We start from the raw sequence: 16,102 nt of genomic DNA on the forward strand, positions 1-16,102 counted from the left end.
ACCGCTCCCTGCGGGCGCGCGGCAAGGAGGCCAAAGTAGCCATCGTGGCGGTGATGCGGAAGATGCTGGTGATCCTCAACGCCCGCATGCGTGACGCCCAGAGCGGACCGATCCCCGCCTGACGTCAGTGCGTGCGTACATCCAGAGGCTGCCGGCCAGCGGCCGGCACTACCGTGCCCGTCTGCAGGAAGGGCCGAAGCTCCTCCTGCAAACACAGTTGCTACAAGGACGTACTTGCGGCGTCCCCGCACTCCGACACCGCCTCGCCATCCCCCGGAATACCGCTTCGGCCATTGCTTCGGCAGTTGCCTTTGCCGGTAGCAGGTGCAGGGCGCAGCCCTGCCGAACCTACCTCAGTCCTTGACCGGGAAGTCCTCTATCGGCTTCAGTACATCGTAGTGCTCGCGATGCAGCTTGCCCTTCAGCTTCGGCAGCTCCGGCAACGGTGCATCGACCCGCGTGTCCGGCAGCCGGTCCAGCAGGTTGCGGGCAAGGGTCAGGCGGCCCAGCCGCTGGTCGTTGAAATCCACCAGCGTCCACGGCGCACCGTCGCGATGGGTGGCGCGCAACATCGCCTCGCGCGCTTCGGTGTACGCGCTGTACTTGCTGCGTGACTTCAGGTCCACCGGTGACAGCTTCCAGCCCTTCAGCGGATCGACATGGCGTTCGGCAAAGCGCTTTTCCTGCTGCTCCTGGTCCACGCACAACCAGTACTTGAACAGCAGGATGCCGTCATCCACCAGCAGCTGTTCGAACACCGGCGCCTGGCGCAGGAACTGCTGGTACTCGGTCTCGCTGCAGTAGCCCATCACCCGTTCAACGCCGGCGCGGTTGTACCAGCTGCGGTCCATCAGCACGATCTCGCCGGCAGCCGGAAGATGCGAGGCGTAGCGCTGGAAGTACCACTGCGTGGCTTCGCGGTCGGTGGGTTTGGGTAGCGCCACTACCCTGCATTGGCGTGGGTTGAGGTGCTCGCTGATGGTCTGGATCGCGCCACCCTTGCCGGCGGTATCGCGTCCTTCAAACAGCACCAGCAGGCGTTGTCCGCTGTGCTGCACCCAGCGTGCCATCGCCGCCAGTTCCAGCTGCAGCGGCTGCAGCAGTTCGTCGTATTCCTTGCGCTTGAGCTTGGCCATCGTCATACCACGCGGGAAGGAAGCCCGAGCGTAGCGCAGGGCGAGGTCAGGGCGTGTCGAGGCCCTGCCAGCCCTGTTCGCGGGCCAGCTGCTGCAGCAGTGCGGACAGATCACGCGCGAAAGCTGCCATGTCGAACAGGCCACTGCGCTCGCGTGCCTGCGCCAGTTCGGCGCGCACTGCGGCCAAGGCGGTCGGATCGTTGCCGAGTGCGCTTGCGGTGGCGACGAACGCCGCGTCGTCGGCGACGTTCATGTGCTCTAGACCCAGCTGATGGTTCAGGCTGCCGGCCACGCGCGCGGCGAAGGTGGCGCCGGGGCAGGTCAGTACCGGGCAGCCCGCCCACAGTGCATCCGACGCGGTGGTGTGCGCGTTGTACGGGTTCGTATCCAGGAACAGGTCGGCCAACTGATAGCGGGCCAGATACTGCGGATGCGGCAGCTTGGCCATGAACACCAGACGCGCCGGATCGAGTCCTGCTGCCTGCGCGGCGGCACGCAGCCGCGCATCGGCCTGGCCGGGGCCGGACAACAGCCACAGCACGCTGCCGGGTACGGCCTGCAGCACCGCGAACGCGCGGCCGATGCTGCGCGGGTTGAGCTTGTAACTGTTGTTGAAGCAGCAGAATACCGTGCCCTGCGCAGGCAGCCCGCACGCCGCGCGGTCCGGTGCCGGCTCCAGCACGCGGGTGTTGTCCGACGGCTGGAACGCACGCGGCAGGCGCAGCACACGTTCGCTGTAGTGCGCTTCCAGCGAGGGCGGCAGCGCGAAGCTGTCACCGATCACTGCCTCCAGCCACGGCGCACCGGAGGTGCCGGGGTAGGCCAGCCAGTTGAGCTGCAGCGGGGCAGGGCGCATCGCCAGTACTTCCGGTGTGCCGCCGCCGCCCCAGCCGCGCAGGTCGAACAGCAGGTCGATGCCCTGTGCACGGATGCGCGCGGCGGTATCGGCATGGCGCAATCCCGCCACGTCATGCAGCCGGGTGGCGCTCTGCAGGCGTTGGCGGATGCGGCTGCCATCGTCGGCGTTGAGCGCGAACAGATGCAGCTGCAGGGACGGGTCCTGGCCCATGTGCTCCAGCAGCGCCACCGTCAGCAATCCGGTGGGATGAGCGCCGAACCCGTTGGACAGGAAGCCCACGCGCAGTGGACCCCGTTCGCGCAGCTTCACCAGCGGCAGTGGCCGCACCGCAGCAGCGACAGCGGCCGCGCGCGCACGCGCACAAGCCAGCTGTTCGGCCGCGCTGGCGTCTTCGCTGAGGAACGCGAAGGGCTCAACCACGCCCTGGCCCGATGCAAGCGCGCCACGCACCTGGCTGGCCAGCGCATCCACGTCCTGCCAATCGCACAGGCGACGCTGCCAGGCGAGGCGCTGTGCGGCGATGTACGGCTCTTCGGGCATCAGTGCATGCGCACGGCGATAGGCTGCCGATGCACCTTCTGCATCGTTGGCATCTTCCAGCGCGTGCCCCAGCCACAACGCGATGCCCGGGTGCTCCGGCGCCAGCGCGGAGGCCTGGCCCAGCAGCGTGGCGGCATCAGCATGCGCTCCTGCCATCCACGCTACCCGGCCCAGCCGGGCCAGTGCTTCAGGATGATTGGGTCGCAGCTGCAGCGCGCGTCGCGCGGCCTGCTCGCCGGCCGCAATGTCGCCGGCTTCCAGTTCCAGGTCGGCGAGCATCACCCAGGCAACGAAGTCGCCGGGCTGGCGCGTGATCGCCTGCTGCAGTTGCTGCCGCTGCTGCCAGGCCGACATGCGGGTCAGCCGGCCGAAAGCTGGGCCAGGGCGTCGACCTGGTGCTCGTGGCTCAATCGCTGCAGCAGCGGGTCCAGGTCGCCGGCCAACACGTTGGGCAGGTCGTACAGGGTCAGCCCTTCCACGCGGTGGTCGGTGATGCGGCCCTGCGGGAAGTTGTAGGTGCGGATGCGCTGGCTGCGGTCGCCGCTGCCGACCTGCAGGCGCCGTGATTCGGCCTGCGCCGCGTCATGGCGCTGGCGCTCGGCATCGAGCAGCTGCGCCTTCAGGCGTTTCATCGCCTTGTCCCGGTTGGCGTGCTGGCTGCGCTCGGTCTGGCATTCGACCACCACGCCGCTGGGCACGTGGGTGATGCGGATCGCCGATTCGGTCTTGTTGACGTGCTGGCCGCCGGCGCCGGAAGAACGGTAGGTGTCGACTCTCAGGTCAGCCGGGTTGATGACGATCTCATCGACTTCGTCGGCTTCCGGAATGATCGCCACGGTGGCCGCCGAGGTGTGGATGCGGCCCTGCGATTCGGTGGCCGGCACGCGCTGCACGCGGTGCGTGCCCGATTCGAATTTCAGGCGCGAGAACGCGCCACGGCCAACCACGCGTGCCACCACTTCCTTGTAGCCGCCATGTTCGCCGGGATTGTCCGATTCGATCTCGACCTTCCAGCCCTGTCGCTCGGCGTAGCGGGCGTACATGCGGAACAGGTCGCCAGCGAAGATCGCCGCCTCGTCGCCGCCGGTGCCGGCGCGCACTTCCAGGAACAGGTTGCCTTCATCGCGCGGGTCGCGCGGCACCAGCAGCAGTGCCAACTCCTGCTCCAGTTCCTGCAGGCGGGCTTGCGCGGCGGCGATTTCCTCGTCGGCCAGCTCGCGCAGGTCCGGGTCCGCACGCATGCTTTCGGCCGCAGCCAGGTCGGCCTTGGCGCGTGCTTCATCGGCCAGTGCGGTGGCGATCGGTTCGAGCTGGGAAAATTCGCGCGACAGATCGCGGAAGCGCGCGTTGTTGGCGACCACCTCCGGTTCGGCGAGCAGACGTTCCAGTTCTTCGCGGCGCTCGGCCAGCGCTTCCAACTTACGGCGCAGGGTCGGCGTCATCGGTTCTCACAGGTGGGTGGCGGTAACCCGGCGTCGCCGGGAACAGGCGCTCGGCGGCGCGGGTCAGGTCGGCATCGCCGCTGAGCGCGGCCGCGCGCAGGGCGGCGGTCGGCGGGTGCAGCAGGCGGTTGGTCAAGCCGTGGGCAAGCAGTTCCAGCACTTCGTCGGCCGGCTTGCCGTTGGCCAGCTGCTGGCGCGCGCGTTCCAGCAGTTCGGCACGGGTGGCCTCGCCGAAGGCACGCAGCTGTCGCAGCGGTGCCTGGTGGGCACTGGCCTGCAGGGTTTCGACGAAGCGCGAGACCTGCAGGTCGATGATCGTCTCCGCTTCGGCGGCGGCCTCGCGGCGGCTGCGGCGGTTGTCTTCCACCGCGCGCTCGAGATCGTCCACGGTGTACAGGAACGCATCGTTGAGACTGGCAACGTCGGCCTCGATGTCGCGCGGCACGGCCAGGTCGAACAGCAGCATGGGCTTGTGCCGGCGCGCGCGCAGGGCGTTGGCCACCGCGGCACGGTGGATCACCGGTTCGCGGGCGGCGGTGGCCGAGAACACCACGTCGGCCTCGGCCAGGTGGCGCTCCAGTTCGGTCAGCGGCAGCGCCACGCCGCCATGGCGGCTGGCCAGTTCCTGCGCGTGGGCGAGGGTGCGGTTGGCGATCAGCAGACGCCGCACCTTGCCTTCGCTGAGGTGGCGCGCGGCCAGTTCGATGGTCTCGCCAGCGCCGACCAGCAGCACGGTGGAATCATCCAGGCGGGCAAAGGCGTTCTGCGCCAGGCGCACCGCCGCCGAGGCCACCGATACCGGGTTGGCGCCGACCTGGGTATCGGTACGCGCGCGCTTGGCCACCGAGAACGTCTGCTGGAACAGCCGGTCCAGGCGCTGGCCGAGCAGGCCGTGGTCGCGCGCGGTCGACCACGCGTCCTTCACCTGGCCGAGGATCTGCGGCTCGCCCAGCACCATCGAATCCAGCCCCGTCGCCACCCGGAACAGGTGGCGCACGGCATCGGCGTCGGCGTGCTGGTACAGATAGCCCTGCAGGTCGCCGGCCTGGGCGTGCAGCCACTGGTCCAGTGCCTGCGCGGATTCGGCCACGGCATACAGCTCGGTGCGGTTGCAGGTGGACAGCAGCACCGCCTCGGCGATCTGCGGGGTATCGCGCAGCGAACCGAGCGCGCGCGGCAACGCGTCACCGGCGAAGGCTGCGCGTTCGCGCAGTTCCACCGGTGCGGTCTGGTGATTCAGTCCGAGCACCCACAGGGTCATTGTTCAGTTGCTTGCGATAAGCTGCTGGCCATTGGACGACATTTTAAGGCCCCGATGCCGACGATGCCCGCATTGATTCGCATCCCCAGTGTTCTGCTGCTGTCTCTGGCCTGTGCCCAGGCCCTTGCGGCGGTGCCCGCCAAGGCGCCCGCACGGCCCGCGGTGACTGAGGAACTGGCGCTGGAGCCGGTCCTGGCTGGTGAGTTCGCCCTGCAGGCGGGCAAGCTGGCCGAGGCCGCGCGCTGGTATCTGCAGGCCGCCCAGCAGACCGACGGCGACGCCGGCCTGGCTGAGCGGGCGACCCGCATCGCCATGCTGGCCAACGAAGATGATGCCGCGGCCAAGGGCCTGGCCCTGTGGCAGCAGCGTGCGCCGCGCTCATTGGCGATGCGCAGCGCCGCCGGTGCGCTGGCGATGCGCCAGGGCGATGTGAAGACTGCGCGCAGCGAGCTTCAGGCCTTGTTGCAGGATCCGGGCGACGAGGGCTGGAAGTTCGCCCTGGGCGCCCTGATCGGCGGCGGCCGCGATCCGGCCGTGCCGGCCCAGGTGCTGGGCGAGCTGGTCGATGCGAACGCCATTCCCCAGAAGATCGAGGCCTGGCAGGAGTTTGGACGCCTGGCGTTGCGCATGGAAAAGCCCGAGCTGGCGCGGCGCATGATCGACGAGGTGGTCAAGCGCTTCCCCGAGGAGCCGCGCGTCGCTTTGCTGAGGGCCAGCCAGCTGCAGCAGGCCGGACAGACCGAGCAGGCGCTGTCGCTGCTGCGTGGGGTGGAACCGAAGACCCGTCAGGATCCGGAACTGCGCAATGCGGTGGCCATCGCCTACGACAGCCTCGGCCAGCCGGCGGCGGCCGAGCGCGTGCTGGCGGTCGGTCCGCAGAATGTGCAGACCTGGGGCATGCGCGCTTCGCTGCTGGCCAAGCAGGGCGACAAGGCCGCGCTGTCCAACCTGTACAACGAACTGTCGCGGCAGGCGGCCAAGCCGGACCCGGCGCAGCGCCTGCTGCTGGGCAAGATCGCCGAGTACCTCAAGCGCTACCCGGAGGCGGTCAACTGGTATCACAGCGTGCCCGGCGGCGATGAGCTGAATGAAGCGCGCCTGCGTGCGGCCAATGCGCAGGGGCTGGCAGGCCGGCAGTCGCTGGCGCTGGATGAAGTGCATGCGATCCAGTCCGATGCCGGCGTCGATGACGATGTGCGGCGCGACGCGTATCTGCTGGAAGCCGAGCTGCGCCAGCGCGCCGACGACCTTCCCGGCGAGATCGATGCACTGGCCCGTGGCTTGGCTGCGTATCCGGACGAGAACGGCCTGTTGTATGCCCGTGCGCTGGCCTGGGAGCGCCGCGATGACATCGCCCGCGCCGAGGCCGATCTGCGCAAGATCCTGGTGACCGAGCCGGAGAACGTGCCAGCACTGAACGCACTGGGTTACACCCTGGCCGACCGTACTGGCCGCTACCAGGAAGCGCTCGAACTGATCGACCGCGCGCGCGTGGCCGAACCGGACAACGCGGCCATCGTCGACAGCTATGGCTGGGTGCTGTATCGGCTGGGACGCAACGCCGACGCGCTGGTGCAGCTGCGCCGCGCCTGGACGCTGGCCAAGGACCCGGAAATCGCCGCCCACGTGGGCGAGGTGCTGTGGGTGCTGGGCAAGCACGATGAAGCCCGTCACTTCTTCGAGGAAGCGGCCAGGCTCGACCCTGAAAACCGCGCGCTGCTGCGCGCCCGCGAGAAATTCAATCCATGAGTGTTTCCACGATCCGGCCGTTGTTGCTGGTGGCCGTGACCCTGGCCCTGAGTGCCTGCACCACCGTTGGCCGGCAGAAAACGCCGGCGCCGGCCGTGGTCACCACCGTTTCCGCCGAAGCGGCCGCCGCCGAGGCGGCGCGCGTGGATGCCGTGCGTTCGGCAGCGGACTGGAATTTCCAGGGCCGGGTGGCGGTCAGCAAGGGCAAGGACGGTGGCAGCGGCCGCATTGACTGGAAACAGGAAGGCCAGCGCTATGTCGTCGAACTGAGCGCCCCGGTGACCCGCCAGAGCTGGAAGTTGAGCGGTGATACCCACCATGAAGCCGGGCGCCTGGAAGGACTGGCCGGTGGTCCGCGCGAGGGTGAAGACGCACAGGCACTGCTGCTGGAGGCGACCGGCTGGGATATTCCGGTCAATCAGCTGCCGGACTGGGTACGCGGGCTGGTCGCCGGCGACAGCGCGGGGCCGGGAAAGATCGATCGTGATGCGGATGGCCGTCCGCGGCGCATGCAGCAGATGGGCTGGGTGATCCAGTATCTGGACTGGTACCCGGCCGAAGCCGGTCGGCCGGCCCTGCCGCGCAGGGTCGAAGCGGTCAATGGCGACGCCAAGGTGCGCCTGCTGGTTGACCAATGGGGCCAGGGCGCACCATGAACGCGCGGGGGGATGACGCGGGCTGGTCCTGGTGGCCGGCCCCGGCCAAGCTGAACCTGTTCCTGCATATCACCGGCCGCCGTGCCGACGGCTACCACGAGCTGCAGACGGTGTTCCGCCTGCTCGACTGGGGCGACCGGATCGGCCTGCGCCTGCGTGAAGACGGCCAGGTGCGACGGCAGGGCGAGGGCCTGGCCGGCGTCGCCGAGGCCGATGATCTGGCCGTTCGTGCAGCGCGGATGCTCAAAGAAGCGGCGAATGTCGATAAAGGTGTCGACATCATCGTCGAAAAGCACGTTCCTGCGGGCGGCGGTTTCGGCGGCGGTTCGTCCGACGCGGCCACCGTGCTAGTGGTGTTGAACCGCCTCTGGGGTGCAGGGCTGGACGAAGATGCGCTGGCCGCGCTGGGGTTGCGCCTCGGCGCCGACGTGCCGGTGTTCGTGCGTGGTCACAACGCCTGGGCCGAAGGGGTGGGCGAGCGGCTGCGGCCGATCACCCTGCCGCAGGCCTGGTATGTGGTGGTCGAACCGGGCGTTCATGTGCCCACGCCCCTCCTGTTCGCTGATCCGGATTTGACGCGCGACAGTCCACAGGCGAAAATAGAGGACTTCGCTTCCGGCTCGCTGGTCGGGAACGTGTTCGAACCGGTGCTGCGCCGCCGTGAGCCTGCCGTCGAGGCGGTGCTTGCTGCGTTGAGCGACATCGGCACGGCACGTCTGACCGGTTCGGGAAGTGGTTGTTTCGTCGAGTTCGATTCGCAGGCTGCCGCCGAGCAGGGACGAGCGAAGTTGTCGAAGGAGTTGCGGGCAAGGGTGGCTGCGGGCGTTGCACGTTCGCCACTGCTGGATGCACTCGAGCAACACTGATTCATCAATGCAGGGGCGTCGCCAAGAGGCCCAAGGCACCAGGTTTTGATCCTGGCATTCGGAGGTTCGAATCCTCCCGCCCCTGCCAATGCGGCTGCGTCCGCGCCTTCCAGCGCATCATCTGCGCGGGACGTGGGAACAGCCGCGGTGTTGTCAGCAGCAGGGGCCGACGTGGTCCTTGCCGCTACCGGATCCCCGCCACTCGTCCCCGCCCGAGACAATCATGATGCAAGAGTCCCCGAACCTGCTGGTCTTTTCCGGCAACGCCAACAAACGTCTGGCGCAGAACATCTGCAAGGAACTGGGAGTGCGCCCCGGCAAGGCGCTGGTCTCGCACTTCTCCGATGGCGAAGTGCAGGTGGAGATCGAAGAGAACGTCCGCAAGCAGGACGTGTTCGTGATCCAGCCGACCTCGGCGCCGAGCGCGGAAAACCTGATGGAACTGCTGGTGCTGATCGACGCGCTCAAGCGCGCATCGGTGGCCAGCGTGACCGCCGTGGTGCCGTACTTCGGCTATTCGCGCCAGGATCGCCGCATGCGTTCCTCGCGCGTGCCGATCACCGCCAAGCTGGCGGCGAAGATGTTCAGCACCGCCGGCGCCGATCGCGTGCTGACGGTCGACCTGCACGCCGACCAGATCCAGGGTTTCTTCGATATTCCGGTCGACAACGTGTATGCCTCTCCGCTGCTGCTGGCCGACATCTGGCGCGCCTACGGCACCGAGAACCTGATCGTGGTGTCGCCGGACGTGGGCGGCGTGGTCCGCGCCCGTGCGGTGGCCAAGCGCCTGGATGACGCCGACCTGGCGATCATCGACAAGCGCCGTCCGCGCGCCAACGTCTCCACCGTGATGAACATCATCGGTGACGTCGAAGGCAAGACCTGCGTGATGGTCGATGACATCGTCGATACCGCCGGCACCCTGTGCGCCGCTGCCGCTGCCCTGAAGGCGCGCGGTGCGCTCAAGGTCGCCGCCTACTGCACCCACGCGGTGCTGTCGGGCCCGGCGGTGGACAACATCACCAACTCCCAGCTCGACGAGCTGGTGGTGACCGACACCATCCCGCTGAAGGACGCCGCGCGGGTGTGCAGCAAGATCCGCCAGCTGAGCGTGGCGGAAATGCTGGCCGAAACGATGCGCCGCATCGCCTTCGGCGAGTCGGTCAGCTCGCTGTACGTCGATTGATTTTTTCGTCCCCGCCGGCAACGGCAGGGACACGCTGGGCACTTCTGGTCGCGGAAGTGCCTTCAACCGCCAAGCCGCAAGGCAAGGCAACAACCGAGTAGTCGAAAATGTCGAAGACCCATGAAATCAAGGTCACCAAGCGTGAACTGCAGCGTAAGGGTGCGAGCCGCCGCCTGCGTACCGCTGGTGTGATCCCGGCGATCGTGTACGGCGGCAACGCCGAACCGGTCGCCATCAGCCTGGACCACAACGAAATCTGGCTGGCCCAGCAGAACGAGTGGTTCTATGCCTCGATCCTGGACCTGAACCTGGACGGCCAGGTGCAGAAGGTGCTGCTGCGTGACATGCAGCGCCATCCGTTCAAGCAGCTGATCATGCACCTGGACTTCCTGCGCGTGAACGAGAACGAGAAGCTGACCGCTTCGGTTCCGCTGCACTTCATCAACGAAGACACCTCGCCGGCTGGCAAGGCTGCCGACGTCGTGGTCGCCCACGAACTGAAGGAAGTGGCCATCAGCTGCCTGCCGAAGGACCTGCCGGAGTCGATCGAAGTCGACCTGGGCGAGCTGAAGGCTGGCGACGTTGTGTACCTGTCGGACATCAAGCTGCCGAAGGGCGTGGAAATCCCGGCGCTGGCGCTGGGCAAGGACCACGACGACGCGATCGTCACTGCCAAGCACGGCAAGCAGGACGCTGCCGACGCTGAAGAAGCAGCGGCCGAGTAATACCCCGCGGCGCCTGTCCTTCGGGGCAGGCGCCGTATCTGGATGGAACGATGGCAGGATTGCGACTGATCGTCGGTCTGGGCAACCCCGGATCGGAGCACGCCCGGACCCGGCACAATGCCGGGTTTCATTTCGTTGAGGCCCTGGCCGAAAAGGCCGGTGCACGCTGGAACGTGGACAGCAAGTTGTTTGGCGAGACCGCCAAGGTCGACATCGCCGGACAGACGGTGTGGCTGCTCAAGCCCGCCACCTTCATGAACCTCAGCGGCAAGTCGGTCACCGCCGCGCAGCGGTTCTGGAAGATCGAGCCGGAGGAAACCCTGCTGGCCCACGACGAACTGGACCTGGCGCCCGGTGTGGCGCGGCTGAAGTTCGACGGTGGCCACGGTGGCCAGAACGGCCTGCGCGACACCATCCGGTTGCTCGGCCACGGCAAGTTCCATCGCCTGCGCGTGGGCATCGGCCATCCCGGCCACAAGGACCGCGTGGTGGGCTGGGTGCTGGGACGCCCCTCCAAGGACGATGAAGTACTGATCTCGCGCGCCATCGACGATGCGATCGACGTGCTGCCGTTGGCGGTGCAGGGCGATTTCAGCGAAGCGATGAAGCGGCTGCACACCCCGAAATAATTGTACCGGTAGGTACCGACCGTTGGTCGGTACGGAGAATGATTGGAAAAGCAGCGCCCACGCCGCTGTTTCCCCAATCACTTTCACCCCAGAGAGCTGTCACCCATGGGTATCAAATGCGGCATCGTCGGCCTGCCCAACGTCGGCAAGTCGACCCTGTTCAACGCGCTGACCAAGGCGGGCATCGCCGCGGCGAACTTCCCGTTCTGCACCATCGAACCGAACGTCGGCATCGTGCCGGTGCCGGATCCGCGTCTGAACGAACTGGCAGCGATCATCAACCCGCAGAAGGTCATCCCGACTGCGGTCGAGTTCGTCGACATCGCCGGCCTGGTGGCCGGTGCCGCCAGCGGCGAAGGGCTGGGCAACAAGTTCCTCGCCCACATCCGCGAAGTGGATGCGATCACCCACGTGGTGCGCTGCTTCGAGAACGCTGACGTCATCCACGTCAACAACAAGGTCGACCCGATCTCGGACATCGACACCATCGATACCGAACTGGCCCTGGCCGACCTGGACAGCGTCGAGAAGGCACTGAACCGCGCCGAGCGTGCGGCCAAGGGCGGCGACAAGGACGCAGCGGCACGCAAGCCGGTGCTGGCCAAGCTGCAGGCCGCGCTGGCCGACGGCAAGGCCGGCCGTTCGGCGGGCCTGGACGAGGAAGAGAAGGCGCTGGTGCGCGATCTGTTCCTGCTGACCCTGAAGCCGGTGATGTACATCGCCAACGTGCTGGAAGACGGTTTCGAGAACAACCCGCACCTGGATGCGGTGCGCGCCCGTGCCGCCGAAGAAGGCGCACAGGTGGTACCGGTGTCGGCAGCGATCGAAGAAGAGCTGTCGCAGCTGGACGACGAAGACCGCGATACGTTCCTGGCCGACCTCGGCCTGACCGAGCCGGGCCTGAACCGCGTGATCAACGCAGCCTACAGCCTGCTCGGCCTGCAGACCTACTTCACCGCAGGCGTGAAGGAAGTCCGTGCGTGGACCGTGCGCAAGGGCGCCACCGCGCCGCAGGCTGCCGCGGTCATCCACACCGACTTCGAGAAGGGCTTCATCCGCGCCGAAACCATCGCGTATGACGACTTCATCAAGTACAAGGGCGAAGCCGGCGCGAAGGAAGCGGGTCGCCTGCGCCTGGAAGGCAAGGAATACCGCGTGCAGGAAGGCGACATCCTGCATTTCCGCTTCAACGTCTGATCGACGACGCAGCGCAGTGATTGCCAACAGGACCCCGCAATGCGGGGTCTTGTTGTATCGGGCGCCTGTCGGAAGGCGCACACGCTGGCGGTGTCATTGCGCATTTGCGCTGCGGAAGCGCCAGCCCGGTGTTGCGGGTGGCAGTGGACATAAATTCACCACGCGTTGAAACGCTTGGCCTGCATGGCTCGCGGCGACTTGTCCACATCAAACCCCCACGGCTCTCCACGTCGCGTGTGGAAAACCGATGAGGCGCCTGGACAAAATATCGCCATGCCTTGAAACGCTTGCGGCACAACGTTCAAGGCGGGTTGTCCACATCAAGTCCGCATTGCTTTCCACCTGCTGTGTGGAAAACACGCAGCTGTTTGCACCGCCGATGGGCTGGACAAAAAATCACCAGCCTCGAAAACCCTTGCCGTGCGCGGCTTACGGCCACTTGTCCACATCCAACCCCCATCGATTTCCACGCGTGGTGTGGAAAACAACAAGGGGTCCGACGACGCATCGCCGGACCCCTCTCTGGGCTCACCCGTGGCAGCGCTTACCAGCGGTAAGAGACGCCCAGCTGACCGCTGGTATCGCGGAAGCCCATGCCGCCGGTCTGCCGGCTGATCTCGCCCCAGCCGCGCCAGCCGCCCGACAGATTCACCTGCACGCCGGCCTTGGCTTCGTAGATGTCACGCGGCAACTGCCGGCGCAGGCGTTCGCCGTCCACGGCGATGGCCGCGTCGTTGCCACCGGACCACCAGTTCACCGCGACGAACGGCTGTACCTGCCCCTGGCGCTGCGTCAGCGAACGGGTGTACAGACGCAGGCCCACACGGGTGGTGGTGCTGTCCTTGTCGTAACCCTCAACCACCGTGCCGTTGGCCTCGACCACGCGATCGGCATCGTAGCGGCTGTGGATCACCTGCAGCTGTGGCTCCAGGTAGACACCGCGCTGCGCCGTGCGCTGCACGGGCAGCACATAGCCTGCCTCGGCCGAACCGGTCCAGCTGTGCGAGCGGTAGTGCTCCTTCTGCAGCCCTTCACCCTGCACGCTGTTGCGGAACCGCCCGTACTGCAACCAGCCGTCAACATACGCACCGCTGTCCATCCGTGCGTCCTGCAACCAGGTGGCATACACGCCCAGGCTGGTGCCGTTGACCACACCGCGCGCGGTGTAACCGGTCACCTGCGAACGGCTGTCGTTGCGCGCCCGGCCCTGGCCGGCCATCACACCTGCCTGCAGCTGGCCACCGGCATTGGCTTCGAAGCGACGACCGACACCCAGCAGCACGCTGTTGAGTTCGCTGTCCACATCGACCTGGCTGCCGCGGCTGCCGGGCTGGCTGCTGCGCACCTGTGCCCAGGCAATGGCGTCGCTGCCGCCGTCGGCTGCATCGGCAGGATCGCCACTGCGGTCGTACAGGCTGTGCCGGAACATGCGCAGCGCGCTGCTCTGGTTGGCCATGTACACGGCTGGCTCCGGGCGCTCCACGCGCGGCGGCGCTGGCGGCAGCGGCGGATCGATCGGCGGATCAATCGGCGGAGCAGGGGGATCAATCGGCGGAGTCGGCGGATCAATCGGCGGTTCCGGCGGATCGGGCGGTTCCGGCGGATCGACCGGTGGTACGTATTCCGAGCGCAGGTACCAGTTGCCGTCGTCCGGGGTGGCGACGCCACCCTTGTACAGGAAGTAGTCGTAAGCGCCGGCCACCGCGCGTCCCTGCAGCGAGAACTGCGCATCGGACTGGCCAGCCACGCTGATCAGGCGGATGCCTTCGCTGGTCAGGGCGCCGGCGCCCCCCGCGTTGCGCACGCTGACAGAGGCCGTGCCACTGCTGTTGCCCTGGATCACCAGCTGGTCACCCAGCGAGGCATCGTCGCCCAGCGCGCGGTTGAACAGCCAATGGCCATCGTTGCCGACATAGTCGCCGGTGACGGTCAGGGTCTTGAAGTCGTCGGTGGTGGGCGCGACGAAGGCGATGGTGCCGGCATGGTCCAGCGAGCCGACGCTGGAACTGCCACGCACGTTCCACTGGCTGCTGCCGTCCATCGCCAGCTGCGCGACCTGGTAGCCGGAGTCGTTGCGCAGCGCGCCGTTGAACACGGTGCCGTTGCGCAGCGTCATCTGCACGTTGGCGGTGGCGCTGTCGACCACGACGTCGCCGGTCAGGCGGCTGTTGTCGGCGGTGAAAAGAATGTCCGCGGTGGCGACCGAGCTTCCATCGGTGAACACCGTATCGCTCACCCGCAGCAGGCGGCCACCGTCGACGTTGCCCTGCTGGCGCGCGACGACGTCGGTGTTGTTGAGCGTCAGCTCATGGTTGCTGCCCTGCAGCCACAGCGCAGGACCGTCCTGGGTCTGCAGGCTGCTGTTGTTGAATACCAGACGGTCCCAGTACGGCCCGAACACCGTGATGTAGGAACGATAGGCACCCGAATTCGTCCCCTGTGCCTGGATGCTCAGGTTGTCGGCGGTGAGCTTGGCGGTATTCATCTGCACGATGCCGAACGAGGAGGCACCCCGCGTGGTGATCGAGCCGCCGTCCAGCTGCGCATCGGCCGTGCTGCCACCGAGGAAGACGCCGCCGCCACCGGTGCCGTAGGTGGTGATATCCAGATCCTTGGCACGGATGCGCGAATAGGGCGTCGGTGGATTGCTGCCCGAGGCGCGCAGGCCATAGACCCCATCGCCGTGGGTATCGATGCTGCCGCCGGTGATCGTGGCAGTGCCACCCCAGACGTCCACGCCGTGGCCGTAGCCGTTGTCGCCATGGGTGCTGATCGTGGTATCGGTGAGGTCGGCCAGCGAGTCCGCGCCGGACAGCCAGATGCCGGAGTAGCCATCACGCACGGTGAAGTGGGCGCCGTTGGTGGTCAGCTTCGCCCAGCTGTTGACGTTGACCCCGTAGCCGCCGACGGTCTCGAAGCGGCCGCCGCTGACATCGGCGGTGGAGTACACCCGGTTGCCACTGTTGCCGAGCAGATGGATGCTGCCGCCTTTGGTGCTGGCGCTGCCCCCCACGATCCGCAGCGTGCCACCGTTGTTGATGTCGAAGTAGCCGTTGACCACGTCCACATCGCGCAGCGACAGCACGCTGCCGCTGCCGTTGGAGGACACGCGCCCGCTGTAGCCACTGCTGGCGTCGGCGAAGGTCATCGTCAGCGATTCCAGTGACAGCAGAGCGCCGCCATCGGCGTACACCGCGCTGTTGGCACCGTTGTTGACCGTGGTCCCCGATACATGCAGCTCGCTGCCGACGCCAGTGGAGTACAGGGCGTGGCCGGCGCTGCTCACACTGCCGCCATTCAACCAGACCTTGCCACCGCCGGTGGCATTGACCGTGCCGTAGCCGGAGCCATTGCGATAGGCATTGATGACCAGGTTGTTGGCCCGGATCACGCTGCCCGCACCGCTGGCGTTCAGCGCATAGCCGACGGGGGTGCTGTCGCCGCCGACCTGCAGGATGCCGCCCTCGATCAGGACGCTGCCGCCGGCGCTGGCAAGGATGCCGCTGCCGCCACCGGTGCTGGAGATCCAGCTGCCATTGACGGTAATGGTGCTGCCGACACCATTGGCCTCCAGGGCGTAGCCGCCGGCACTGTGCGACAGCATGTCGTCGGCGCCCAACTGCAGGCTGCCGCCATCGGTAACCTTCAGCGGCCCCTGCAGTTCGGCCGCGTGCACGGGCAGGGCGGCCCACAGTGCGCTGGCCAGCAGGCTGGGAATCAAGGGGAGGCGCGAAGCGCGCGCGCAGGCGGACGCACGGCGGCGCCGTGGGGGAGAGGCGTTCATGCTGGTGGATTCCTGTGGCAGGGCGCAGCGCGGCTGCGCGATCTGGCGCGGCAGGGCCGCGTCGCTGTGGAA

12 protein-coding genes, 1 tRNA gene and 1 pseudogene are annotated in these 16,102 nt (G+C 67.3%); 9 read left to right on the plus strand and 5 right to left on the minus strand.

Features of this window, described 5'->3' with window-relative positions; genetic code table 11:
* Window positions 1–122, plus strand: a pseudogene (locus CR919_RS04955) (IS110 family transposase); the annotation flags it as partial.
* Window positions 123–353: 231 nt separating this feature from the next.
* Here CR919_RS04955 and ppk2 read toward each other — a convergent pair.
* Genes ppk2 through hemA form a run of 4 tightly spaced genes read right to left on the minus strand, consistent with a single transcriptional unit; the run spans window position 354 to window position 5,238 of the window.
* A complete protein-coding gene (gene ppk2 / locus CR919_RS04960) occupies window positions 354–1,136 on the minus strand; it encodes a polyphosphate kinase 2 (RefSeq protein ID WP_099819381.1) in 783 nt (260 codons plus the stop codon).
* Between the two features lie 46 nt (window positions 1,137–1,182).
* Window positions 1,183–2,889: a tetratricopeptide repeat protein gene (locus CR919_RS04965; RefSeq protein ID WP_099819124.1), complete on the minus strand. Its 1,707-nt coding sequence runs from the start codon at window positions 2,887–2,889 to the stop codon at window positions 1,183–1,185.
* Window positions 2,890–2,894: 5 nt separating this feature from the next.
* Window positions 2,895–3,977: a peptide chain release factor 1 gene (gene prfA / locus CR919_RS04970; protein WP_089238955.1), complete on the minus strand. Its 1,083-nt coding sequence runs from the start codon at window positions 3,975–3,977 to the stop codon at window positions 2,895–2,897.
* Complete coding sequence (hemA, locus tag CR919_RS04975) at window positions 3,955–5,238, minus strand: glutamyl-tRNA reductase (RefSeq protein WP_089238957.1); 1,284 nt, start codon at window positions 5,236–5,238, stop codon at window positions 3,955–3,957. Before hemA ends, prfA begins: the two co-directional genes overlap by 23 nt.
* A 63-nt stretch (window positions 5,239–5,301) precedes the next feature.
* On the opposite strand from hemA, the gene CR919_RS04980 reads away from it, so the two are divergent.
* The 8 genes from CR919_RS04980 to ychF all read left to right on the plus strand — a co-directional run bounded on the left by CR919_RS04980 (window position 5,302) and on the right by ychF (window position 12,246).
* On the plus strand, window positions 5,302–6,987 hold the full coding sequence (locus tag CR919_RS04980) for a tetratricopeptide repeat protein (RefSeq protein WP_191078580.1): 1,686 nt from the start codon (window positions 5,302–5,304) through the stop codon (window positions 6,985–6,987).
* Window positions 6,984–7,643 carry a lipoprotein insertase outer membrane protein LolB gene (gene lolB, locus CR919_RS04985; RefSeq protein WP_099819126.1) on the plus strand — a complete coding sequence of 220 codons (660 nt, stop codon included), beginning with the start codon at window positions 6,984–6,986 and terminating at the stop codon, window positions 7,641–7,643. Before CR919_RS04980 ends, lolB begins: the two co-directional genes overlap by 4 nt.
* Window positions 7,640–8,509 (plus strand): 4-(cytidine 5'-diphospho)-2-C-methyl-D-erythritol kinase, encoded by an 870-nt coding sequence (ispE, locus tag CR919_RS04990; protein ID WP_099819127.1) that lies wholly within the window; start codon window positions 7,640–7,642, stop codon window positions 8,507–8,509. The genes lolB and ispE overlap by 4 nt, the downstream gene beginning before the upstream one ends.
* Before the next feature lie 11 nt (window positions 8,510–8,520).
* Window positions 8,521–8,597: transfer RNA gene (locus CR919_RS04995), tRNA-Gln, on the plus strand.
* Between the two features lie 138 nt (window positions 8,598–8,735).
* A complete protein-coding gene (locus CR919_RS05000; RefSeq protein WP_025879147.1) occupies window positions 8,736–9,695 on the plus strand; it encodes a ribose-phosphate diphosphokinase in 960 nt (319 codons plus the stop codon).
* A 107-nt stretch (window positions 9,696–9,802) separates the two neighbouring features.
* Entirely contained in the window at window positions 9,803–10,420 is a 618-nt protein-coding gene (locus tag CR919_RS05005) for a 50S ribosomal protein L25/general stress protein Ctc (protein ID WP_089238965.1), read from the plus strand.
* A 50-nt stretch (window positions 10,421–10,470) separates the two neighbouring features.
* Window positions 10,471–11,049 carry an aminoacyl-tRNA hydrolase gene (pth, locus tag CR919_RS05010; protein ID WP_089238967.1) on the plus strand — a complete coding sequence of 193 codons (579 nt, stop codon included), beginning with the start codon at window positions 10,471–10,473 and terminating at the stop codon, window positions 11,047–11,049.
* A gap of 105 nt (window positions 11,050–11,154) precedes the next feature.
* On the plus strand, window positions 11,155–12,246 hold the full coding sequence (gene ychF, locus CR919_RS05015; protein WP_025879150.1) for a redox-regulated ATPase YchF: 1,092 nt from the start codon (window positions 11,155–11,157) through the stop codon (window positions 12,244–12,246).
* 544 nt (window positions 12,247–12,790) lie between these two features.
* On the opposite strand, the gene CR919_RS05020 is transcribed toward ychF, so the two are convergent.
* Window positions 12,791–16,030, minus strand: a complete 3,240-nt coding sequence (locus CR919_RS05020) for an autotransporter outer membrane beta-barrel domain-containing protein (protein ID WP_099819382.1) — start codon at window positions 16,028–16,030, stop codon at window positions 12,791–12,793.
* Window positions 16,031–16,102: the final 72 nt, after the last annotated feature.

Origin of the sequence: Stenotrophomonas sp. LMG 10879, from assembly GCF_002750935.1 — a bacterium.
GTDB classification, from domain to species: Bacteria; Pseudomonadota; Gammaproteobacteria; order Xanthomonadales; family Xanthomonadaceae; genus Stenotrophomonas; species Stenotrophomonas lactitubi_B.

Bases quoted from the DNA above. Each gene is read 5' to 3' on its own strand.
- CR919_RS05020 (WP_099819382.1), bottom strand. From the start codon at position 16,030: ATGAACGCCTCTCCCCCACGGCGCCGCCGTGCGTCCGCCTGCGCGCGC.
- CR919_RS04980 (WP_191078580.1), top strand. From the start codon at position 5,302: ATGCCCGCATTGATTCGCATCCCCAGTGTTCTGCTGCTGTCTCTGGCC.
- ispE (WP_099819127.1), top strand. From the start codon at position 7,640: ATGAACGCGCGGGGGGATGACGCGGGCTGGTCCTGGTGGCCGGCCCCG.
- CR919_RS05000 (WP_025879147.1), top strand. From the start codon at position 8,736: ATGCAAGAGTCCCCGAACCTGCTGGTCTTTTCCGGCAACGCCAACAAA.
- ychF (WP_025879150.1), top strand. From the start codon at position 11,155: ATGGGTATCAAATGCGGCATCGTCGGCCTGCCCAACGTCGGCAAGTCG.
- ppk2 (WP_099819381.1), bottom strand. From the start codon at position 1,136: ATGGCCAAGCTCAAGCGCAAGGAATACGACGAACTGCTGCAGCCGCTG.
- CR919_RS04965 (WP_099819124.1), bottom strand. From the start codon at position 2,889: ATGTCGGCCTGGCAGCAGCGGCAGCAACTGCAGCAGGCGATCACGCGC.
- pth (WP_089238967.1), top strand. From the start codon at position 10,471: ATGGCAGGATTGCGACTGATCGTCGGTCTGGGCAACCCCGGATCGGAG.
- hemA (WP_089238957.1), bottom strand. From the start codon at position 5,238: ATGACCCTGTGGGTGCTCGGACTGAATCACCAGACCGCACCGGTGGAA.
- lolB (WP_099819126.1), top strand. From the start codon at position 6,984: ATGAGTGTTTCCACGATCCGGCCGTTGTTGCTGGTGGCCGTGACCCTG.
- CR919_RS05005 (WP_089238965.1), top strand. From the start codon at position 9,803: ATGTCGAAGACCCATGAAATCAAGGTCACCAAGCGTGAACTGCAGCGT.
- prfA (WP_089238955.1), bottom strand. From the start codon at position 3,977: ATGACGCCGACCCTGCGCCGTAAGTTGGAAGCGCTGGCCGAGCGCCGC.